The 20,921-nt window shown below is 54.1% G+C and carries 17 protein-coding genes; 7 read left to right on the top strand and 10 right to left on the bottom strand.

The window, feature by feature from the left end:
- Window positions 1-23 precede the first annotated feature (23 nt).
- The 6 genes from JMJ16_RS20355 to JMJ16_RS20330 all read right to left on the bottom strand — a co-directional run bounded on the left by JMJ16_RS20355 (window position 24) and on the right by JMJ16_RS20330 (window position 5,578).
- On the bottom strand, window positions 24-2,069 hold the full coding sequence (locus JMJ16_RS20355; protein WP_201384467.1) for a serine/threonine-protein kinase: 2,046 nt from the start codon (window positions 2,067-2,069) through the stop codon (window positions 24-26).
- A 349-nt stretch (window positions 2,070-2,418) separates the two neighbouring features.
- Window positions 2,419-2,646 (bottom strand): hypothetical protein, encoded by a 228-nt coding sequence (locus JMJ16_RS20350; RefSeq protein ID WP_201384465.1) that lies wholly within the window; start codon window positions 2,644-2,646, stop codon window positions 2,419-2,421.
- A complete protein-coding gene (locus tag JMJ16_RS20345; RefSeq protein ID WP_201384463.1) occupies window positions 2,573-2,764 on the bottom strand; it encodes an NAD(P)H-binding protein in 192 nt (63 codons plus the stop codon). Before JMJ16_RS20345 ends, JMJ16_RS20350 begins: the two co-directional genes overlap by 74 nt.
- 2 nt (window positions 2,765-2,766) lie before the next feature.
- Window positions 2,767-3,213, bottom strand: coding sequence for a DUF6220 domain-containing protein (locus JMJ16_RS20340; protein WP_201384461.1), 447 nt, complete (start codon window positions 3,211-3,213; stop codon window positions 2,767-2,769).
- A 352-nt stretch (window positions 3,214-3,565) separates the two neighbouring features.
- A complete protein-coding gene (locus JMJ16_RS20335; RefSeq protein WP_201384459.1) occupies window positions 3,566-5,395 on the bottom strand; it encodes a glycoside hydrolase family 3 protein in 1,830 nt (609 codons plus the stop codon).
- Window positions 5,396-5,431: 36 nt separating this feature from the next.
- The gene (locus JMJ16_RS20330; protein ID WP_201384457.1) at window positions 5,432-5,578 is read right to left on the bottom strand and encodes a hypothetical protein; all 147 of its coding nucleotides are present in this window, start codon (window positions 5,576-5,578) and stop codon (window positions 5,432-5,434) included.
- 155 nt (window positions 5,579-5,733) lie between these two features.
- Between JMJ16_RS20330 and JMJ16_RS20325 the strand changes: the two genes are divergently transcribed.
- The 4 genes from JMJ16_RS20325 to JMJ16_RS20310 all read left to right on the top strand — a co-directional run bounded on the left by JMJ16_RS20325 (window position 5,734) and on the right by JMJ16_RS20310 (window position 9,238).
- Window positions 5,734-6,702 (top strand): LacI family DNA-binding transcriptional regulator, encoded by a 969-nt coding sequence (locus JMJ16_RS20325; protein WP_201384455.1) that lies wholly within the window; start codon window positions 5,734-5,736, stop codon window positions 6,700-6,702.
- 394 nt (window positions 6,703-7,096) lie between these two features.
- The gene (locus JMJ16_RS20320) at window positions 7,097-8,395 is read left to right on the top strand and encodes an MFS transporter (RefSeq protein ID WP_201384453.1); all 1,299 of its coding nucleotides are present in this window, start codon (window positions 7,097-7,099) and stop codon (window positions 8,393-8,395) included.
- 23 nt (window positions 8,396-8,418) lie between these two features.
- A complete protein-coding gene (locus JMJ16_RS20315; protein WP_201368937.1) occupies window positions 8,419-8,559 on the top strand; it encodes a hypothetical protein in 141 nt (46 codons plus the stop codon).
- A gap of 496 nt (window positions 8,560-9,055) precedes the next feature.
- A complete protein-coding gene (locus tag JMJ16_RS20310; RefSeq protein WP_201384451.1) occupies window positions 9,056-9,238 on the top strand; it encodes a hypothetical protein in 183 nt (60 codons plus the stop codon).
- A 10-nt stretch (window positions 9,239-9,248) separates the two neighbouring features.
- Here JMJ16_RS20310 and JMJ16_RS20305 read toward each other — a convergent pair whose 3' ends face one another.
- The gene (locus JMJ16_RS20305) at window positions 9,249-9,740 is read right to left on the bottom strand and encodes a tetratricopeptide repeat protein (protein ID WP_201384449.1); all 492 of its coding nucleotides are present in this window, start codon (window positions 9,738-9,740) and stop codon (window positions 9,249-9,251) included.
- Window positions 9,741-10,102: 362 nt separating this feature from the next.
- On the opposite strand from JMJ16_RS20305, the gene JMJ16_RS20300 reads away from it, so the two are divergent.
- A complete protein-coding gene (locus JMJ16_RS20300) occupies window positions 10,103-12,304 on the top strand; it encodes a PAS domain-containing sensor histidine kinase (protein ID WP_201384447.1) in 2,202 nt (733 codons plus the stop codon).
- A 129-nt stretch (window positions 12,305-12,433) separates the two neighbouring features.
- Window positions 12,434-14,926, top strand: a complete 2,493-nt coding sequence (locus JMJ16_RS20295) for an ATP-binding protein (RefSeq protein ID WP_201384445.1) — start codon at window positions 12,434-12,436, stop codon at window positions 14,924-14,926.
- A gap of 28 nt (window positions 14,927-14,954) precedes the next feature.
- On the opposite strand, the gene JMJ16_RS20290 is transcribed toward JMJ16_RS20295, so the two are convergent.
- Entirely contained in the window at window positions 14,955-16,067 is a 1,113-nt protein-coding gene (locus JMJ16_RS20290; RefSeq protein WP_201384443.1) for a DSD1 family PLP-dependent enzyme, read from the bottom strand.
- A 181-nt stretch (window positions 16,068-16,248) separates the two neighbouring features.
- On the bottom strand, window positions 16,249-17,160 hold the full coding sequence (locus JMJ16_RS20285) for a hypothetical protein (RefSeq protein WP_201384441.1): 912 nt from the start codon (window positions 17,158-17,160) through the stop codon (window positions 16,249-16,251).
- 209 nt (window positions 17,161-17,369) lie between these two features.
- Between JMJ16_RS20285 and JMJ16_RS20280 the strand changes: the two genes are divergently transcribed.
- Window positions 17,370-17,987, top strand: coding sequence for a TetR/AcrR family transcriptional regulator (locus JMJ16_RS20280; RefSeq protein ID WP_201384439.1), 618 nt, complete (start codon window positions 17,370-17,372; stop codon window positions 17,985-17,987).
- A 9-nt stretch (window positions 17,988-17,996) separates the two neighbouring features.
- Here JMJ16_RS20280 and JMJ16_RS20275 read toward each other — a convergent pair whose 3' ends face one another.
- A complete protein-coding gene (locus JMJ16_RS20275) occupies window positions 17,997-20,579 on the bottom strand; it encodes an NB-ARC domain-containing protein (RefSeq protein WP_201384434.1) in 2,583 nt (860 codons plus the stop codon).
- Window positions 20,580-20,921 lie beyond the last annotated feature (342 nt).

Below are 20,921 nucleotides of genomic sequence, written 5' to 3'. Positions count from 1 at the left end.
GGGGTGAATATTCGGCAAACAGGCTATGGTGCCATCCAGACACGCACACTTCTCCCATCGTCACCAGAGGCAATCCTCTTCCCATCAGGCGACCAGGCCACTACATTCACATCACTGGTGTGCCCTCGATATGTCAAGATGGGGCTGCCATTTGTAGCATCCCAGACCTGCGCAGTCTCATCATTGCCGCCTGAAACTATCTTCTTCCCATCAGGCGACCAGGAAACAGAGTTCACGTAATCAGCATGCCCACGATAGATCACAACATGACCACCATCGGCGGCATCCCATACTCGCACCGTCTTATCTTTTCCACCAGAGGCAATCCTCTTCCCATCAGGCGACCAGGCGAGAGTATCCACACGATCTGTATGCCCACTATACGCAAAGGCTTGCTTGCCATCTACTGCATTCCAGACATAAACCGTGACCCCACCACCAGAGGCGATCTGGCGACCATCGTGGGGGGACCAGGACACTGTTTTCGCGGCCTCCAGCCCCCGCTGATAAATAGTGCGCTGTCCGCCATCCTCCGCGCTCCAGGTTTCCATTGTTCTTACTCCGGTAACGGCAATTCTCTTCCCATCAGGCGACCAGGCAACCTCCTCTACCAAATTACCATGTCCCATATATACATAGGTAAATCCATGACCACCACTGGCAACATCCCATACCCGCACTGTTTTGTCATAGCTTCCAGAGGCAATTCGTTTCCCATCGGGTGACCACGCCAGTCCTTCCACGGCACCTTTATGTTCACGGTAGGTGAAGATGTGGTCGCCTTTCGCTGTATCCCAAATCTGTACTGTTTTATCACCACCCCCAGAGGCTATCCGCTTCCCATCAGGTGACCAGGCAATCGCATCAACCGTATCATCATGCCCTTCATAGCTATAAAGAGTAGCTCCTCTTGATGGCAGGGTTGGAGGCGAGGATAGAGGAGGCGTCAAGGCTGGCGTGGCTGGCCTTCCATTGTGTGAGACCACAAACCAGATGAGTCCTCCACCCACACCGACACCTCCCCCTAGACTCGCCAGAATCATCGCACGGCGCGAGAGGCCCTTGGCAGATGGAAGCCTTTGCTGACTCACGTTTGCCGATGGAATATCTTTCTCAAGCTTGATTGAGGGTATAGCTGTTTTTAACTCTGTTGGTGGTGTATCCTCGCCCGATGCTGTTGATGGAGAGTCTTCATGCGAGTTGGCCGATATAAGATCTGCTCGCAAAGACTGCACGATGCTGCCCCCTCTTGCCTGGTAAGCCTCTTGCAAGGCAAGAGCAAAGGCGTGTATGTTGTGAAATCGCTGCGCTGGATCTTTGGCAAGAGCCTTCATGACCACCTGCTCAATCTCAGGCGAGATCGCGGGGACCTTCTCACGCAGTGAAGGAGGAGAGGCAAACAAGTGCTGTGTGCAGAGTTCAGTAAACGAACCCTGAAAAGGGCGCTCTCCACAAAGCCACTCGTAGACGACAATACCTAGCGCATACTGATCACTTGCCGGAGAGAATCTGCCCTTGATCTGTTCAGGGGACATATAGGCGACAGTTCCTGCCATCCCTCTTGCTTTCTGATCATGCGAACTCTGCTCAGCTACCGCGATACCAAAGTCGCTCAAGAGCACCCGACGATGCTTGTCTAACAACATGTTTTCAGGCTTGATATCTCGATGAATCACTTTTTGATCATGCGCATATTGCAATGCCTCGGAGATTTGTTGCACATAGAAGGTAATCGTTTCTAGCGGCAGGATCGTCCCTTTAGGATGCTGCCTCCGCATGGTTCCCTCCGCAGCATAGTCCATGACAAGGAAAGGGGTGTTGTCCTCCACGCCAAATTCAAGAACGCGCACGATATGAGGATGAACTAGACGCGCAATAGTACGCGCCTCCACACGGAACTTATCAATATCATCAGGAGACAGGCGAGTATGCAGCACTTTAATAGCGGCTTGGGTGTCCAGGTGGATGTGCTCACCCAGGTATATCTGGGCAAAGCCCCCTTCGCCCAACAAGCTTATAAGGCGGTAATTGCCAAGACGCTGTTCTCTGCGGCTGACCCGCTCTCCCATTCTGCTTATCCTTCAAGTCTCTTGATGAGACCAAATATGTTCTCCACAAAAGCCAATTGTAGGGCAAAAGAGGCATATGCGTCAAGAGATTTTGTTGAAGGATACTGTTCGGGCTTTGGCTTGAAGAAACATGCACACATTTATTTTGCAGGAATATGACTCCTCTCTGCCTCCACGATGTAAATGTTGACATTTCTCCCATGAAATGTCAACATTTACATCAGGGGTGCAAAAAGGCGAGTGTTTGAGTGGTGCCCAGGCCAGGGCGTTCGAGGCGAAGTCAGCGCAGCGCAGGATGGTCCACTGCAAGCCAGAAGCTCTGACAGCATCCTCAACAGCCCTGAAGGCATCAGAGAAGCGCTGATACCCGCCGCCATCCTCCACGGTGACAGCCGACAGCGCGACCACTCGCCGCGCCCTGCTCGCTTGCCAGCTTGAGCGGTTCAACGGTCGCGGCCCCGGCTGTGGCATCTCCCAGAGCACGTGGGCTGATGAAGACTGTTTCAATGCCGCGCAGTGCCGCTGCCAGGGTGTGTGGGTGGGAGGGAGGGATCGCCGCCGACCACGTGCGCCCCATCGGGCAAGGCGGCAGTGGCGGGATTGCGAGTGACTGCTACCACGTTCTTTCCGCCAGAGAGCAGCAGGTTCACGACCTCACGTCCGACGTTTCCCGTCGCTCCAGTAACCAGGATCATAGCTAGTTCCTTTCTTCTATTGTTGGGTTAGGGGTTCTCATAGCAAAGGACTTCGAAGGAGAGGGCGTTTTGATGCCCGCCGCCACCAGCGCTCGTGCCTGGAACGCGATCGTCAGGGCAAGGGCAAAGAGCACGAGCGCCAGGACAGGGTGCAAGGCACCCAGCAGCGGAACAGTCGAGCTAAGCAGTGTCAAGAGGTCTGCCTGGATAAAGTAGACGCCTAACAAGGTCCAGGCGAGACGTTTCGCTGGAGGCTGGAGCCGTCCCAGGTACGCCAGTAAGACCAGGAGCAGAGGGAGAAAACCGATGATATGACCGAAGGGGTCATGCGCGCCCCAGTAGCTCTGCCGAGTGAAGAGACTGAGCCCGGCGAAGAAGACCTGAACAAGAATGGCCGCTGGGAACAGCCAGGCGTCGATCATATATACCACCCGTATCCCTTTATACATGTAATTCCTCCTTTTATCTGGAGAAGTAACTCTCCGATGGTTGAATATCAATCTGTTTCATGCCCCTTCTTCGAAGAGAGGCATGGTTGAAATGACCATGCAATGGTCGCCACCTATAAAGAAGGTTGAGATATCCTTTTTGGGACAGCTTTCCGGTCTGATTTTGCCCATACCAGACATATTGGGTGTTATGGGGTGGCGGGAGAGAGGACTACGAGGGTACGGCTTTGCAGTCGAAGTGTAAGTTTGAACCACTTTTGTAGAGAGCTAAATATTGAAACAAGTAATGTGCGGTAGACCCACACTATCATAGTGTGGGTCTACCGCACATTCTCTTTCGGGGAGATGCTTTTTAATAGGACAACCCATGCCCAAAGGGAAAGAGCGGTTGCTCCGAGTCATAGGGGACATCTGACTTCTGCTTGCGCACCGCTTTCATGGAGGAGGGTAGTTCAAAAGGCAGGGTACCCTGAGGAGCCACGCGGCCAAAGACCACATCGAGCAGGGCTGCGTCGCTGGCCCCAAAGTTGGCCAGCAGAGCGGCGCTGTGTTCCGCGATCTCCGGCATCACGGCTGGTCGATCCAGGTAGATGTCAACGATGGTGGGAACCTGGCTCAACACATTCAGAATGCGTGCCAGTTCCTCTTCCTTAAAATCCAGGTCGCCCGAGTGGAAGAAGTTCGCCAGGAAACCGCCACCCTTGGGAGGCTGGAACGGCGCCTGGAGGCGCAGAATGGCCAGATCGGCCTCGGCGGGCGTGGCAACCACCTCTCCATAGGCACTGGCAACATCTGGGGCGATATTCTCAATGTAAATCTTTGGTTTGCCGCTCAGAGGCAGCGTCGGTCCGTTTGCGCCAGTAGCGTTTTTCAGCAGCACAAAGGCTTTGCGCTGGGCCAGCGCTCCAGCCGCCTGGAAGCGCTCGTTGCCAACAATCCGTTCGGCAGCATCAGGATCGACAAAGGGCTGATCAAACAGACCAAGGCGGAATTTCTCGCGCAGCAGACGGCGCACCGAGATGTCAAGCCGACTTTCAGGGGTCTGCCCGCTTCTGACCAGGTCGATAATCACTTCAGGACAGGCTTCGCCGCCAAACTGGTCAACACCCGCGTCAAGAACCTTCTTGGCCTTCTCCGGGATGCTCAGGTGCTCAACGCCCCAGCTGCGCGCCGGGAAAGGCTCACCCATCATATCCGCGTCGGTAAGCAGCCCCCAGTCGGTGCACACAATCCCATCAAAGGCATATTTCTGGCGCAACAAACCGGTGATGACATCTTTGTTGAAGCCAAAACCAACCTCTTCAATGGGCAAACCCACTGGCATACCGTAGTAAGGCATAACCTGGGAAACGCCTGCCGCAAAGGCATCTTCAAAAGGCTGGAGGTGATAGTCAAAGTTGTTGCCAGGATAGACCTGCTCGCGTCCATACGTGAAGTGCGGGTCCTCACCATCTTTCTGGGGACCTCCGCCAGGAAAGTGCTTGACCATGCAGGAGACGCTCCCCGGGCCAATGCGCTCACCCTGGAAACCGCGAATATACGCGGCGGTCATCTTGCCGGAACGCTCCGCATCCTCGCCAAAGGTCCCGTTAATGCGCGCCCAGCGCGGTTCTGTCGCCAGGTCGGCCATGGGGTGAAGCGCCACGCGGATACCCACCGCTGTGTATTCCTGGCGTGCCATATCACCAAACTCCTCCACCAACGCGGGATCATTGATGGCAGCCAGACCCAGTGGCTCAGGCCACTGCGAAAAGGCGCCGGCCAGAAAACTGGCCCCGGGATTGCTGCTAAAGGCGTGGCGTGGATCGGTGGAAATGGTCACTGGAATGCCCAGGCGCATCTCCCCGGCCAGGGCCTGGAGTCGATTGTACCATTCCGCGATCTGCCTGGGGGCAGAGGCGTAGAGTATGTTGAAATGATTCATCAACTTCCGAGACACCATCTCCGTCGTCGGCTCCGTCGGGAAATCGCCTCCGCCCTCGTTTAACGTCCCATCGGGATTCATCGCAATCATGGTCTGGAAGAGCATTCCCGCTTTCTCTTCTAGCGTCATCTGTCCCAGTAGATCCTCCACGCGCTCCTCAATGGGCACACGGGGATCTTCATAGGGGTCCAGGCGCCCGTTTTTGTTCAGATCGCGATACGCGAAACCATCATCAGTAGAGAGTGTTTGTACAGACATGTGCTTCTTTTTCTCTTTTTCTGCTAGTTCTGCGTCTTAGCGCACAGAACGGATGGGGCTCACAAAGCGCGCTGATGACGACGAGCACCAGGGTAGCGCTATATCTCCACCACCCGTCTTATCAAGCTCTTGTTCTGTCTGACCTGCATCAGGGGATGAAGCGCTCTGGAATGAAGAATCCATCGTTGAGACTCCTTTTTGAAGACGCTGAACCCGGTTTGCCAACTCATCGGTGAGGGCCTCCAGCATCGTTCACGTCTTTACTTATTCGTATAAGTTGGAGTATAATCTGGGAAAATCCAGAAGTCAAGAGGCTGAGTTAAAGGAAGATCGAAGACATGAGAGGCGAGCAGCATAGAACCAAAAGTGTCGATGTGGCGCGGGAAGCTGGGGTATCGCAAGCCACCGTCAGTTATGTGCTCAATAATGATCCGCGCCAGCGCATTCCAGAGGCGACGCGGGTCAGAGTGATGGAGGCCGCGCGCAAACTGGGCTATCAACCATACGCGCCGGCTCGTTCGCTGCGCTCGGGAAAGAGCAAAATTGTGCTGGTTGTCTGGCCAATGGTGGTCGTTGAGGCAGCGATCTCTCAAATGATTGAAGAACTGGCAGCGGCAGTGGCAAAAGTGGGCTTCAGCCTGGTCTGGCAGGTGGGCTTCTCCAGTGAACAGGAGCACTTGTCGGCCAACCTCGCGCCAGCGGTCGTGGTCGGAATGGTCGATGAAAACGATGCCGCCGCAGTTGCCAGCCTCCAGCGTTTTCACGCCCCGATTATTACGTTGGGCAATCGGGACTGGATCAACGCGGGCACGCGCGCGCAGGTGGCGTACCTGCTGAAGCTCGGTCCGCGTCCCATTGTCTACGCAGCCACGGAAAAGCCACAGCTGCAGCATCTCTCGCGCACGCGCCAGGAAGCCGTGCAGCAGATGTGCCGCGAACATGGCCTACCTGAACCGTGTATAGTGACCATCTCCCAGACGCGCGAGAAGGCGTGCCAGGCGCTGGCGGATCTCCTGGCAGTGCAGTCTCCGCCATTCGCGGTCTGCGCATACAACGACGACGTGGCCTTTGCCACCCTGGCCGCGCTCTCCGACCTCAACATTGCCGTGCCGGAAGCGGTCAGCGTCATCGGTCACGACAATACCATGATTGCCGAACTGAGTATTCCTCCGCTCACCACCATCGGCCTCGAAAATCCCAACCTGACCGAGCACCTAATCGCGAGCGTTGTCTCCGTCTGCCAGGGTGGTCCTGTTCTGGAGACCGGCACCTTGCAGGCAAAGGTCGTCGTGCGAGCCTCGGCATAGGCGTGCTCCTCAGCGTGGCTCTCGTGCTGGCATCAAAAGAGGTATTATCTGATTTGTTATCCGCAGCATCACAGGAAACTGTCATATCTGGATAGACAAAATGAGGTTTTCCATTTTTCTTCATGGCGAGGAATACCTGAACGTCTGCCCCGAAAACGGTACAGGGGCGAGATCCCGTTAGGGCACCCTGCCACCTGTTTCTTCCCCAACAAAGCTGAACAACTCCTTCTCGCAATCACCCGAAGAGGTGAAGACGGCATCCCTGCTGACCAGATATACTGTTTTTTATCTCAGGAATAAGAATGTAGTAGAGAGGGGTTATAAATCAGGAAAGCATTAGATTATTTCCGCAAGAAGGATATTGTCCCTCACTTAAAAGGGAAGAATAAAATATATGCAGACAACACACTTTGACAATGCGACTACTCCCACTCTTGAAGATGCGGTACTGGTGGAACCCGGTGTGGTTCCTCCTGGCAAACAGACAAGATCTATTACTCTTGCTCTGACCTTTCTCATAGGGTGCGTCACCTTAATTATGACCGGGTTTGCGATTATCATCCCCGTCTTTCCCCAGCGTTTGCAAGCGTTGGGGCTGGGACCTGAGACGCTGGCGTTAATGGAAGGTGCCTTTGGTCTGGGCATGTTCCTCTTTAGCACGCCAATGGGAACATGGGCGGGTCGTATTGGTCGTAAACCTATTCTCTTTATCTCGTTAGCTGGTTTTATTGGCACGAATATCGCTCTGGCATTTGTGAATGTGCCGCTGTTGTTTATTCTTATTCGCTTTGTCGAGGGCATGCTGATATCTGGTCTGATGCCTGTGGCGATGGCGATGATTGGCGATACCATTCCATTGGAGCGACAGGGGCGCTGGATTGGTTTTGTCACGACGGCCCAGGCTGTTGGGATTGCCCTGGGACCCGGAATTGGCGGCTTCCTCTACCAATCGTTGGGTTTTACCAGCCCATTCCTGTTCTCAGCCGGAATTGCGTTGGCGGCTTCGCTCCTGGCAATCTTTATGGTGCCCGAAACCTTGCCGGATGCGGTGCGGCTAGAGGCCCGGCAACCAAAGGCGAAGTCGGGGTCAATCACGAGCAACAAGCAAGATTTGAGTCTTCTTGGCCTGGTCTTGCTCTTCCTGCCATTCCTGGTGATCGATTTTGGCATGATCTTCACCTACCCATTTGTCTTTCCGCAATACCCCTTCTTCTTTGAAAAGGTCCTGCACTATAGCGCGGCCCAATATGGCATCATCATCAGCACCTATGGGCTGGCCCTGGCCGTGTTCCCGCTCTTCCTGGGCCGTCTGAGCGAGACCCTGCCGAAGAAGCCACTCATTGTCATTGGGAGCTTGCTCTTTGGTGGTCTGAACCTGTTTATGTTCGTGGCCCCCTTCTATCCGCTGCTCTTGCTGGGCTCAGTACTGGGAGGGCTGGGAAGCGCCCTGGTGCAGCCAGCGATGGGCAGTATCTATCTGGGTGCTACGACCGATAAGAATCGCGGCCAGGTAATGGGGATACGTGGCTCAGCCATTTCTCTGGCCGTGATGCTTGGTCCGCTGACGCAAGCGCTCGTCGGGCACTGGATCACCCCTCAGACGACCTTCGCCATCGGTGTCGCCTTATCGTTAGGCATGGCCGGAGTGGCGTTTGCCTTGTTGAAGAGCCCACAACAAACTACGGAAGCATAACTATCTTTGAAACAGAGAGAACCATGACAAAAGAACAATTGCTCGACCTGATAGAGGCGCTTGGCTTGATTGACCTGGGGGATGCCATCGCCTATCTAGACCCAGATGGAGCGGTCGAAGCGCTCCTAATTACCGAGAAGGAGCCACAAACGATGTGTGCGTGAAAATGATGGATGTGGTGCAGTAATATTGAGTGTGGTCCGACACGTAAAGTACGTGTCGGGCCACACTCAATATTACTGCACCACACTGTATCACCAGGTCTGGCTGTACTTTTCGCTTACCAGAAACGTGATGAAGAGAGAAGATGGGATACGTAGACATTGAGTATACTCATCAGTATGAGCGCACATGCGTTTCATATGAAGTGGCTGACCAATGAGACAGGCATTGTTAAGCAGTTGGTCAAGAGTATGGCGCAGACCATTCCGCCCCATCATGGCTAGGAAGGACGACGTCTGACATTACGGACTACTTCTGGGTCAACGGGCACCCTCCAGAAGAGGACGAGTTTAAGCGCCTGGCGCAGCACAACTTTGCCGACTGGCGTCTGCACGTCTCGGGTCTGGCCTTCAATCCCGTGCACCTTTCCCAAAACATCGCAGATTACCATGCACAATTGTATTCAGGGCTGGACCGGCATTGCCGAAGCGGCTATATGTGCGACCAACGCTGCCCGCATGGCTGCCTGATATCGAGCTGCAACAACTGCGAGTTGGCCCCTGCTCACTCTCCATACACTTCTGGCGTGAGGGGACACGTTCGCGTTGGGAGGTGAGCCAGGTACAGGCCGACGAGGGAACCACGCAACAAGACTCTATCCAGGTGGTCGAGGAGGTATGATGTGGCGTGGTTATTCCCATGTTTGATCGAGCTGGGGGGCGTAGAACAAGAGCGCTCGCTTGTAGCGCAAGAGATTCTCGTCGGCGGTCGTCTCCGCGAGTTGGGTTAGAAGGAGTTCCACTGATTCGCTGTACTGCCGGGCGTTGTAGAGAGCCATTGCCAGGAAGACAGGGAAGGCGCGATTATGCGGGAACTCCTTTATCCCACGTTTGAAGGTTTCGATTGACTGGTCGTATGCTCCCAACGCCCGGTAGGTGCTCCCCAGGCCCAGTAGTGCGCCTTCCAGGTTAGTGCCTGCAAGCCCCTGCTCAATGGCCTGGACGTAAAAAGGAACCGCCTCACGCTCCAGTCCTAAATTATCATGCACCCAGGCAGCCTGGTAATTAATCTGAGGATCATCGGGAGCGGCGGCAACCAGGTCCAGCAGGATCTCGCGGGCCTCTTCGGCATGCCCCGTCTCGCGGAGGTGAATTGCTTGCTGTAAGCGATCGTGTGTCGTCATATGTGTATATGCCCTTTTCAACTCGAAGTATCTAGGAGAAATGTACTTATGAGGTAACCATACGCGCGAGCAATGCCATCTGTCAAGCGGGCCCTGAAAATTAAGTTGTGCACAATCCTATTGACAACTCCATATTTAGAGAGTAGTCTTTTCTATACAGGATTACAGTTGAACTTTGTCTTTTGTAAAAAAGATGGCTTTGTATAGTGATAGTGATTATGGCTATTCTTTGTAGAATGCATTTGTAGGGAAGGGTGGCATGGTGAAAACCCAGCCAGGCGTCAATATACTGTTTCATTGAGCGAGCAAGTATGCTCCTTTCGCCCAAAGGATTGAGCAAGGGAAAAAGGAGATAAGTACGCATGTGTCTTGATGATGCCTCAGTAGGTGCTCCACTCACATCATATCCCGAACTGCCATCTTTGCTGGAGACGCTGTCCGACGCGTTGCTCTTCCTTGATACGACGGCAACGATTCAGTATGTCAATAGGCGAGCTGCGGCCATGTTTGGAGCAAGCAAACATGAGTTGCTAGGGACAAGTCTCTGGCAGAGCGCACCACACCTTGTAAGTACCGCGCTCTACCAGGCCGTTACTACAGCTATTCATACGCAGGAGTCGCTTGAAATAACCTACTGCTCTCCAATCACCCAGGGCTGGTTGCGTGTGCAGCTCTCTCCGACGAATGGCGGCGTTCTGGCCTTTTTCCGTGAAGGCAAGGAGCCTGTACGGTTGTATGATGCTCTTTATAAGAGCGAACAGCGCTATCGCAGCCTGCTGGAGAGTTTTACGGATGGAATCGTCATTCTTACTCCTGAAGGGTTAATCCTCGACATCAATCAGCGCCCTCTCCTGGTTGCCCAGGCCAGGCAAGAGGAGGTCATCGGTAGGCCAATGGTTGAATTTCCTTCTTGGAGGTCCGCGCCCCTTGCTCAAGATCAGTTGCGCGCCGCCATTGAACAGGCCAGGAGAGGCGAGACGGTTCACTTTGAGGTCAGACTCTACCCGCAGGCGGAAAGCTACCGTGACCTTGCGTTTGTCATGACTCCTCATTGCGATGCGGAGCAGCGTATCGAGTATCTGACCTGTGTGGGCCTCAATATTACCGAGTGGAAGCAGGCCGAAGAAGAATGGCGTACATTGCTTGATATCATCCCTCACTTTGTCTGGGCAATGTATCCTGATGGTTCTACCCACTACAGGAACCAGCGCTGGCGCGATTATACTGCTACGACTGCCGAACAAGACCAGGGGAATGATAGCTGGAGTCGCTGGATTCATCCCGATGATCGACAGCGTGTGCTGGATACATGGCAAGCAGCTGTGCATGCTGGTACATCCTATGAAGTGGAGCACCGGCTCCTGGAGGTGGAAACCTGCGCGTATCGCTGGTATCTCACACGAGGCACGCCACGAAGGGATCAGCAGGGGACGATCCGGCAATGGGTCGGAACCTGTACAGACGTTGATGATCTGAAAAAGGCGGAGATCGCTCTCTATCAGAGCCAGGAGCGAGCGCGTACCCTAATGGACTCGAATATTATAGGCATCTTTATCTCCAGAGATAATGAAATTATTGAGGCTAATAGTACCTTTCTGCGTATGACCGGCTATAGCCAGGAAGACTTGCGCCAGGGGAAAATGGGCTGGTTTCGTATGACACATCCAGATTTTCTTGCGCGCACCCAGCAGGCACGGCAAGAGCTCGCACAGCATCAGACACTTATTCCCTATGAGAAGGAGTATGTGTGTAAAGATGGGAGCCGTCTCCCTGTACTTGTGGGTGGCGTGGCCTTGCCCTTTGATCCCTCTCAGAATCTCTGCTTTGTGCTCGATAACTCTGCCCGTAAGGAACTGGAGCTGCGTAAAGAGAACTTTCTGAGCATGGCCAGCCACGAACTCAAGACGCCACTGACCGCTATTAAGATGCGCTTACAACTGGCGAGGACACGGCTGTTAAAGCAAGGGTTTGGCGAGGCGGCGGCCACGCTATTGAGAGCGGAGGAGCCGGTTCAACTCCTTGATCGCCTGATCGGAGAGTTGCTGGACGTCTCCAAAATTCAGGCTGGTAGGCTTGACTACCTCCGAGAACCAGTGGATATAGAGGCGTTGGTGTATGAGATCGCCGAAACGATACAATTGATGAGTACAAATCATACTATCGTGGTACATGGCTCGGCTCCTTGCACGCTCATTGGCGATAAGGGCCGGCTCGAACAGGTCCTGATCAACCTGATCAGCAACGCCATCACCTATTCGCCTGATGCCACCACAGTCGATATCGACCTGGATGCTACCACAGAGGCTGTCACTATTGGTGTGCGAGACTACGGTATTGGTATTCCACAGGGGCAGCGTGGGAAAATCTTTGAGCGCTTCTACCGTGCATTTGACTTGAGCCAGCGAGCGATTCCAGGTCTGGGGATGGGATTGTCTATTGCCCAGGAGATCGTACAACATCATGGGGGAACAATTACAGTGGAGAGCGAAGTGGGGAGTGGCTCTACATTTCGCGTAACGCTTCCTCTCAAGAGATCCAACCCGCTTTGTAATGACCTGATATAGAGAAAAACCTCATTTCTCTTCGGAAATCGAGCAGGTATGTCGATTGCATACTCTATTCGTATCGTCTTCACAGTTATACCGATAATGACCCTCCTTCAAGGACGATGATGGGAGAAAGGGAACTCTATTATGGAACACCAGCCCTCCGAGCTATTTCAGCGACCAACCGAGCAAGACTTCTCCAGTCAAACGCCAAGTGCGTTCCCTGGAGAAGTCTCGGCCTTCACTCACAAAGGCCCTGGCAGGCGACAGGATTCTATTGGTCACCAGGAGCCAGCAGAGGAGGAGCGTGCACATATATTGCATGACATGGCGCAGATGACTGCTCAGAGCTTTCAATCTTCGCAGGAGGCGATGCGCGTTGCCCTTGAAATGCTAGGCCGTTTCCTGGATTGCCAGACCCTCTTTGTCGCCCGGGTCGGCATGCACCAGACGGACGAAACGATCTGTGAGGGGCATATCGATGCCCATACTCTCAAGATTATGGAGGCGCGTAATCAAGGCACGTCGATTCCCGCACAGGGAGCGGAGGGGCCACTGAAGCAAACCTATTGTCAGACCATCTGGCGCACACAGCGACCCCTTATTGTCGAGGATTCCACGTGCAACCCCTATTATCAGCAGTTGCCTACGACCGAAGAGTATAACATAGGATCTTATATTGGCGTCCCCCTGCTCTACAGCGATGGCCGTGTTTATGGTACCCTTTGCTCTCAGGACCCGCATCCACGCCCACTTACACAGCAGCCGGAGAAGCTGGAATTGATGCAAATTGTGGCTCGTTTTCTGATTTCGCATATTGAACGGGAAGAGCTGATGGAGCAGTTACGTGCGGCAGAGAAAACTCAGGCTGAGCTGGCGCGCAGGGAGCAGCAAGCGCGACTGGATACAGACCAACGCGTTCAAGAACTAGAAGCTATCTTTGAGGCCATGGGCGATGGCATGCTTGTGTGCGACAGCAATGGGCTGCTTCGTATGAACGATGCCGCCCTGCCCCTCTTGTCTGTGGTCCCCTCATGTAACAATATCCATGATTTCCTTGATCGCCAGAGTGGGAGGACGGTGATCTGGGATGAAGACGGTCATCCCATAGCTCCTGAGGATATACCTATCATGCGCGTCCTGCGAGGTGAGCGCCTGGTTGGAGAAAAGACGGTCATCATCCAGCGGGAGAACGCGCGGGGCGAGAGGCGCTTCCTGGGTGTCTCCGGGCGGCCGATTTGTGATCTGCATGGTCATGACAACGGTGGTGTGCTCATCTTTCGCGATATAACTGAACGCTATCTGCTCGGGCGGCGCACACATGAAACACTGGACGCCCTCCTCATGCTGGCTGAATCCCTGGCGCGCTTGCCAGAAACGCAGCCTACGCTCTCTACTGACGTGTCCTCGTCAGATCAGGCATCATCACTGCGCTTTACCTGTCAATGCCTGAGACAACTTATATCTGTCGTCATGCACTGCCAGGACGTTGGCATCCTCTCCTTTGATCCTGAAACCGTAACCTGGCACTTGCTGAACGAAGGTGATTCTGACCAGGTGCAGGAAGCACCATGGTGGCATGACGTCAGGCACGCTTTTGCCTCTTCCCAGGAGCGAGATACAGATTGCCTGCGCAACAATGAGATCGTGATGCATGAGCTGTCCCCACAGAAGGGGTTAGATACTCCATTGATGGTTGAGGCGCCAATGTTCCTGGGAAACCGCATGCTTGGTGCACTCGTCCTGATCTCACCTCAGAATGACGATCCATTTATGCCCATTGACTACACCCTGATCAAGACCGTTGCCAAGCTGACCGGACTGGTATATGAGAGAGAACACCTGCTCTTGCAACAGGCTGAGGCCCGTGCGCATGCGCTGGCATTGCAGGAGACCAATCGTCGCTTCAACGAGTTCTTGAGCATTGCCAGCCATGAACTGAAGAATCCATTAACCGGCTTAAAAGGCAACATTCAGTTAGCGCAACGCTCCCTGCGAACCTTGCGCTCTCAGCGAATGCAGGAGCAAGAGGCCTCCGCCGCCTTGCTGGAGAAGATGCAGCGCTATCTCGAGCGTTCTGAGCAGCAGGTGCATGTGCAGAGCCGCCTGGCAAGCGATCTGCTGGATGTCTCGCGTATTCGGGCGGGCACACTTGAGCTTCATATGCAGCCCTGCGATATTGGACAGGTGGTACGTGAAGTGGTCGAGGACCAGCGCCAGATAACTGGTGGCCGGATGATTATCTTGAAGCAGCCAGACGAGAAACTACTTATTCATGGCGACGCTGAACGTTTAGGTCAGGTCGTGAATAACTATGTGACCAACGCGCACAAATACTCAGCGTTTGAGAGACCTATCGAGGTAACCATCATGACTGAAGGCCCTATGGTACGGGTGACAGTAAGCGATCAGGGGCCAGGCCTGACTCCTGACGAGCAGAAACGTATCTGGGAGCGCTTCTATCGCGCTAAAGGCATCAACGTCATGAGCGGGAACGGCCTGGGGCTCGGCCTGGGGCTGCACATTTGCAAGACCATCGTGGAGCAGCACGGCGGCTGCGTTGGCTTGCAGAGCACGCCCGGCCAGGGATCTGACTTCTGCTTTACGCTTCCCCTCAGCGCTGACCAGGCTCCTTGCTGATATCAAGAGGGGCAACAAGAGTTGCCCTTTATTGAACTTTGCCCCTGGCGGTAACGGGCCAGATAGCCTCCAGTCTTCCATTTCGATGGGCGTAATAGGTGTCGTGAAGGTTGATGGTGGTATCAATATGGCTTGGGATGAACTCAATACGATCGCCAATCTCCAACGGCGTTAGTGCGGATGCAGCGCTCATGCTCCACGTAAGAATTCCATGCTCATCTCCCCCTGGCTGATATGCAATGCCAGCCATGCCTTTAGGTTCAGGCATGCCGCTCTCAATAGAGAGCGACTTGAGACCGGCATCAACGACGGCCCTGGTAGGGGTCGGTTTACTGATGACCGTCGAGAGAATGGTCAGGGCATTGGCATAGGCTGGGCCGAGGGCGTTACGATAATCGGTATCCATAAACACGAAAGAACCCGGTTGAACCTCTGTGATTCCAGCGCAATTGGCGCAGATCTCTGCGGTTCCCGTTCCACCGGTGGTCACGATCTCGATGGGAAAGCCTTTTGCTCGGAGTTGGGCGGCGGTCTCCGTGAGGGCCTGCATAGCCTGCTGGCAGCGATGCACACGATCCAGAGGAGCGTGTATATGCTGGAGATGCCCCTCGTAACCCTGAACGCCAACCAGGTGGATGTGGGACATTTTGCTGAGCCGCCGCGCCAGCATGAGCGCCTCCTCCCCAGGCAGTACTCCACAGCGGTTCTGCCCAACATTGAGATCAATGAGCACGTTGACTTCGACCTGGGCCGCACTCATTGCCTGGTCAAGTGCCTGGGCGCCTGCAAAACTATCTACGACAACCTTGATCCTAGGGTGCTGGCGCACGAGGTCAACGAGCCGCAGTAGCTTTGGTTTACCAACAACCTCGGTCGTTATCAGGAGATCCTCAATACCGCCTTGCGCCATGACTTCCGCTTCGCTGACCTTGGCAACGCACCCTCCAATGGCGCCTGCCGCCAGCAACAGGCGTGCCAGCTCAGGACTCTTGACTGTTTTGAGATGAGGTCTGACGTGAACTCGCTTTTCGCGAAAGCGTTGCATCAGCCTGACAATATTTTCCTCCATCAATGCAAGATCCACAATCATCGATGGCGTGTCGAGTGCCTCCAGGGGCTCTCCTACCTGAGGATGATACATACCAGCATCTCCTTCTTAAAGTCTCTAGGCACGAGTGGCGCGAGGAAAATGCATGTCAGTCCTTTAGAGGGCTTCTTAAATGAGATTTGATATTGAGAGCCCTTGAAGGCTGCATGCATCTGCCGCAATGTTTTCATTTTACCACGGGAAACGCGCCACTCTGATTTCTTCCGCGTTGTATCTACTCTTCCTTGTGTTTGGCTGTGAGTACATCGCGTATATTGGGCATGGAGGCCACGAGTGTTTCCATTCCCATTTCTGCGGCTATGGCGGAAGCGGCCTCGGTATGTTGCTGCGCCTTGGCGGTGTCTCCCCTGGCGAGATAGATGTCCCTGATGAGCAGGTGATCCAGGGGCTGGTAGGGGCGGAATTGGGCCTCTTCGCGTAGCTTGAGTGCTTGTAGGGCTAGAGGGAGGGCCTGCTCCAGATGGCCTTGCTTTAAGGCGTGCAATGCCTTGTGACGGGCGGGCTCGGTCCTTTCAAAGGCGTGTCCAGATTCCTCGGCTACCTGGCTGGCCCTGGCGTAGTAGTCTTGAGCCTGCTCATCCAGGCACCAGCGCTCATGCACCAGGCCAATTAGGAAGTAGGACTCGCTGATCCCGCGTGTATCGTTGAGCGCCTCACGTTGTTGCAGAGCCTGTCGTTGATAGGTAAGGGCCGTGGTAAGCTCCTCGTCGTATCTCCCTTGCCCTTGTGGAACAAAGGGCGAAACGCCGCTCTTCAAGCTTGCGATAGTCGTGGCATTGCAGTGGGCCTGCCCGAGCAGGCTCAGGGCGTCTGCGCGGCCCTGGGGATCTTGAATGGCTTCGGCGACCTGTTGGGCCTGGCTAATGATCGAGAACATGAGCTCTGTCTCCCCACGTGTAAGCAAGTGGTCGACGATGAGGACCTGGCTATAGAGAAGTAAGAGCCTGAGGCGTGGCTGTGGCGTCGCCTCCCTCGCCTCTAGCAGGCGCAGCGCAGTGGAAAGCAGGTGCCGGGCGTCCTTGAGTCTGCCAAGTAGGAAGTAGGCTTGAGCGATCTCAGCGAGTGTCTCACTGGCGTGTGTGTAAGAAGATGTAATGGCTTCGTGCGTAAGTATGAATGACTGCATGTCCTGCTCCTTGTCAATGTTGTGTAATAAGATTCTTCTGGCTGGCATTCCTCAGTTGCCTGAAGGTATAGCAGCTGTCTATAATACTAAGGCCCGATGCTTTCGCAAGCAATGCGCAAAAAAGCCTTTTTGTTGAATAATGAACACATGAGCGAAACTGTTGAGAAACGCAGCGGAGTGCTGGCAGGAAGACAGAGAGAGGAGGCGCGATGGCGACGCAGAAACGGCATGTCGATCGGCGTGTCCAGCGTACACGCGAGGTGTTGCAGCAGGCGTTTAAGGACGCTATACGTGAAAAGGGCCATACGACGACGGGTATCCGAGGAACAGAAAAGGGCTTCCTCGCGCTGAGTATTCAGGACGTGACGGAGCGGGCCAATGTCAATCGAGGCACCTTTTATCTGCATTTCGCGGATAAGTATATGCTGGCGGACGCTGTGGCGCGCGAGCAGTTTTGCCTGATGCTGACAGAGGCGCTTCCTGTCACAGCTGCCTGGGACAGGAAATCCTTGCGGCTGCTGATCCTGGCTTTGCTGGAGAGCTTTGAGCAGAAGTACCACCATCAGCAGCATTCCTCACATGTCCTGGCGCCACTCCTTGAACGAGCTACGCACGAGGAGCTGACGCATCTGCTCTTCACCTGGCTCAAGCAGCGGAGGGGAGCGAGCGCCCAGGAGGCTACACGGCTAGAAACGACAGCTCGCATCGTCAGCTGGTCGATCCTGGGGCCGGCGATCCAATGGAGCCAGGAGGAACTGGTGCTGCCAAGGGAAGAGATGGCAGACGCCATTCTATTGATCATCATGAATGGAACGGTTGACCTCTAGATCGCTCGCTTACCAGGCTTCCAACAATGGTAGATTGTTGTGTTGCAGCCAGTATTTTACCTGCGCGCTCTGAGGGGCCTTTGCTTCTCTGAAGAGATGATAGCTCTGGTTGCCGTAGTCGTGGGCGAGTGCTCTCTCCCCGTGTAGCGCATAGACCTGGGCCAGGCCGAAGAGGGCGCTGGCCATGTTGATCTGGTGACCGGCCGGGGCATTCGCTCGTGCCTGCTGATAGGCCTGGAGAGCCTCACTTCTCTTGCCTTGCTTGAGGTAGATATCGCCCATGGCACAATAGATGCCACTGACGGTATCAGGATAAGGCTTGGCCTGGGCGATCTCTAAACCTTCTGTTAAATAGGCTAAGGCCTGGGCGTCATCTCTCCCACGCCTGATTTCAAGTAACCCCAGGTTTTGCAGGAGCACACTGGTCGCTTGCTGAAGCTGCATCTGACGTGCGTAGGTGAGGCTTTCCTGCCAGCGACTCTCAGCTTGCGCCAGGTCATCCTGACTGAAGGCCAGGTCTCCCAGGTCGAGGAGAAAGTGACAAATTTCCGCGCGGAGGCCGATCTGTTGCGCCAGTGCGAACCCTTCACTTAAAAGCTGCTCTGCCTCAGCGTAGCGGCCATGCGTAGTCATATAGACGCCCGCCGAGCCTAAGAGTGAGATGAGGGCTTCATGTTCTGAAAGCGTGCGTGCGATTTCGAGTCCTTCCTGAAAATAGTGTTCTGCCTGCGCTAGTTTACCCTGGTAATCTAAAATGACTGCCAGGAGTCTGAGTATGTGGCAGGTCGAAGTGACCGGTGGAAGATGGCGGCTGACTGCCAGCCCTTGCTGTAAGTAGGCTTCAGCTACAGCATACTCTCCCCTGACAATAGCGCTATGGCCCAGGCAGGAGAGCGCCGTAGTGACTATTTCATGCTGGTGATCATGCTTCTCCATTAAGGTGAGACAGGCCTGGGCATAGGTGTCAACGTCTGAATAGTGGGCAAGAATGCGGGAGAGAGAGGCGAGGTGGCACAACACGCGAGCCTGGTTGATCTGCTCATGTTCTTCTGTAAAAACGCTGCTCGCTTTGAGGAGGAGCTCTTGTGCCTGGGAGAACAGGCCGTGCTTCATGAAGAGAGGGGCGCTGTTAAGTACAGCGTGGGCGAACAAGGCATATGTCTCTGGCTCATAGGCATACTCAAAGGCGGTACGTATATTTTCTATTTCCAGGTAAAGGGCATAGTGTCCATGGGTAGGGCTCTCGAGGAGCTGGAAGAAATATTTGCTCAAACGATCTCTGGCCTGGCTTTCAGCAGAGTGCATGCGTGCATAGTCGATGATGCTTTGATGGAGTTGATAGCGTTCGTGCTCATGAACTTCCAATAATCCTACATCAACCAGGCGATCAAGCACCTCTGGCACTGTTGCTGTGACCGCGAGCGCCGCCTCCTCTGAGAAGGTATTGGGTTTGGGAGGGAAGAGTGCCAGGGCATAGAGCGCCTCGCGTTCTGTTTTCTCCAAAATGGAGATGCTCATCTCGATGACGGCTTGCAGACTGACGTCTGTCTCGTGGAGCGCGTCCGAGCCGAGTCTGGAGATTCGAATGCCAGGTTGGGTCAAATTCAGGCGGTGCTCAACCTGCTTGAGACGTGAGAGGGCTTGCTGGGTGCGACGAGATTGCTGGTGTCGTGTCTGTATTAGCAGGTAACTACCTATCAGGGTGAGCGCCAGGGGGAGCCCGCCGACAGCATGGGCGAGTTCTTGTATCTCTGTTTGTGCTGTGTTATGGAGGATGGGGATCATATGCTGTAGTAGTTGCAGACTCTCCTGCTCATTTAATTCAGGAACCTGGATGACCTCACCTCCAAGCGTGTACGCGATTTCGGGTAAACGTGTTGTGAGGATGCAGGCGCTGTGTGTATTCCCGATGATGCAGTAGGTGGCCTCTGTTATATCCCAGACGTCATCGATGATAAAAAGCAGGCGCCGCTCTCCAATAAGAGCGTGCAGCCGCTGGGTCCAGTCTTGCAAGGTATGCAGTGAGCGACATTCCTGCTCATTGAGGGATAGAAGATTGCCCCATCGATTAAGCACCGTCAGTGCCTGTCCGCGAGGTCCGAGTCCGGCCCAGAGAATACCATCGGGAAACCAGGAGCGTATCTCTTCATGAGCGGCGAGCTCCATCGCGAGAGTGGTTTTTCCTACACCGGGAAGGCCATGCAGGACGAGGCGTGTGGAGCGGTGAGGGGAGGTTGGCTGTAAGAACTCTTTCAGGCGTTGTAAGAGGGCGTCTCTTCCCACAAGTGGGATATCACTGGTTAAGCGACTGGGGAGCATAGGATCATAGATTGTGGTGGAGAGAGGATGTATGAGATGGGCCTGAATTGGCCTGAGCAGGCCTAATTCTTGCAAACTTTTTTTGAAGAGCTTGCAGAGCCTCTCCCCATAGTAGGAGCTTGGGGAGGATGCGCCATTCTCCCAGCGACTAATCATATAGGCGTGTGGTGCGCCAATGAGCGCGGCCACCTCCTGTTGTGATAAGTGATGTTCTAAACGTGCATTTTTTAGTAAGGTGTTGAATTGTGCCTGGTTGGTTTTCCTTCCACCCATCGAATTGCTCCTCTTATCTATCTTCTGAATCCTTTCTCCGACAGAAAATGTTTTTGTGGGGTTTTCCAATTCTCAGCAGTTGCGTCCCTCTTTCAAAGTGCTACAGGTGTGAAATGATAAGTCATGCCCAGTTTACTTTTAGGGTAGTATACAAAACATTCTATTGCCAGGGCAAAAACAAAGGGCTTATATAGTCATTTTGGGCGAATGTGTGCGTTGCTATATGCGTAAATGGTCTACAAAAAAGAGGCTATCTTTCTGGAAAATGACGGCAAAAAGATAAGTACACGATATTATCTTTTTATGCTTCTGCTTAAGGAGGGCATCCCCTTTCGCTACAAA

The organism is Ktedonobacter sp. SOSP1-52 (genome assembly GCF_016587395.1).
Note: the sequence above shows the minus strand (reverse complement) of the source record. Positions and strands in the feature narration are given on the sequence as shown.

Coding starts and splice junctions, on each gene's coding strand:
- JMJ16_RS20355 (WP_201384467.1), bottom strand. CDS start 2,069: ATGGGAGAGCGGGTCAGCCGCAGAGAACAGCGTCTTGGCAATTACCGC.
- JMJ16_RS20350 (WP_201384465.1), bottom strand. CDS start 2,646: ATGGGGCGCACGTGGTCGGCGGCGATCCCTCCCTCCCACCCACACACC.
- JMJ16_RS20345 (WP_201384463.1), bottom strand. CDS start 2,764: ATGATCCTGGTTACTGGAGCGACGGGAAACGTCGGACGTGAGGTCGTG.
- JMJ16_RS20340 (WP_201384461.1), bottom strand. CDS start 3,213: ATGTATAAAGGGATACGGGTGGTATATATGATCGACGCCTGGCTGTTC.
- JMJ16_RS20335 (WP_201384459.1), bottom strand. CDS start 5,395: ATGTCTGTACAAACACTCTCTACTGATGATGGTTTCGCGTATCGCGAT.
- JMJ16_RS20330 (WP_201384457.1), bottom strand. CDS start 5,578: ATGGATTCTTCATTCCAGAGCGCTTCATCCCCTGATGCAGGTCAGACA.
- JMJ16_RS20325 (WP_201384455.1), top strand. CDS start 5,734: ATGAGAGGCGAGCAGCATAGAACCAAAAGTGTCGATGTGGCGCGGGAA.
- JMJ16_RS20320 (WP_201384453.1), top strand. CDS start 7,097: ATGCAGACAACACACTTTGACAATGCGACTACTCCCACTCTTGAAGAT.
- JMJ16_RS20315 (WP_201368937.1), top strand. CDS start 8,419: ATGACAAAAGAACAATTGCTCGACCTGATAGAGGCGCTTGGCTTGATT.
- JMJ16_RS20305 (WP_201384449.1), bottom strand. CDS start 9,740: ATGACGACACACGATCGCTTACAGCAAGCAATTCACCTCCGCGAGACG.
- JMJ16_RS20300 (WP_201384447.1), top strand. CDS start 10,103: ATGTGTCTTGATGATGCCTCAGTAGGTGCTCCACTCACATCATATCCC.
- JMJ16_RS20295 (WP_201384445.1), top strand. CDS start 12,434: ATGGAACACCAGCCCTCCGAGCTATTTCAGCGACCAACCGAGCAAGAC.
- JMJ16_RS20290 (WP_201384443.1), bottom strand. CDS start 16,067: ATGTATCATCCTCAGGTAGGAGAGCCCCTGGAGGCACTCGACACGCCA.
- JMJ16_RS20285 (WP_201384441.1), bottom strand. CDS start 17,160: ATGCAGTCATTCATACTTACGCACGAAGCCATTACATCTTCTTACACA.
- JMJ16_RS20280 (WP_201384439.1), top strand. CDS start 17,370: ATGGCGACGCAGAAACGGCATGTCGATCGGCGTGTCCAGCGTACACGC.
- JMJ16_RS20275 (WP_201384434.1), bottom strand. CDS start 20,579: ATGGGTGGAAGGAAAACCAACCAGGCACAATTCAACACCTTACTAAAA.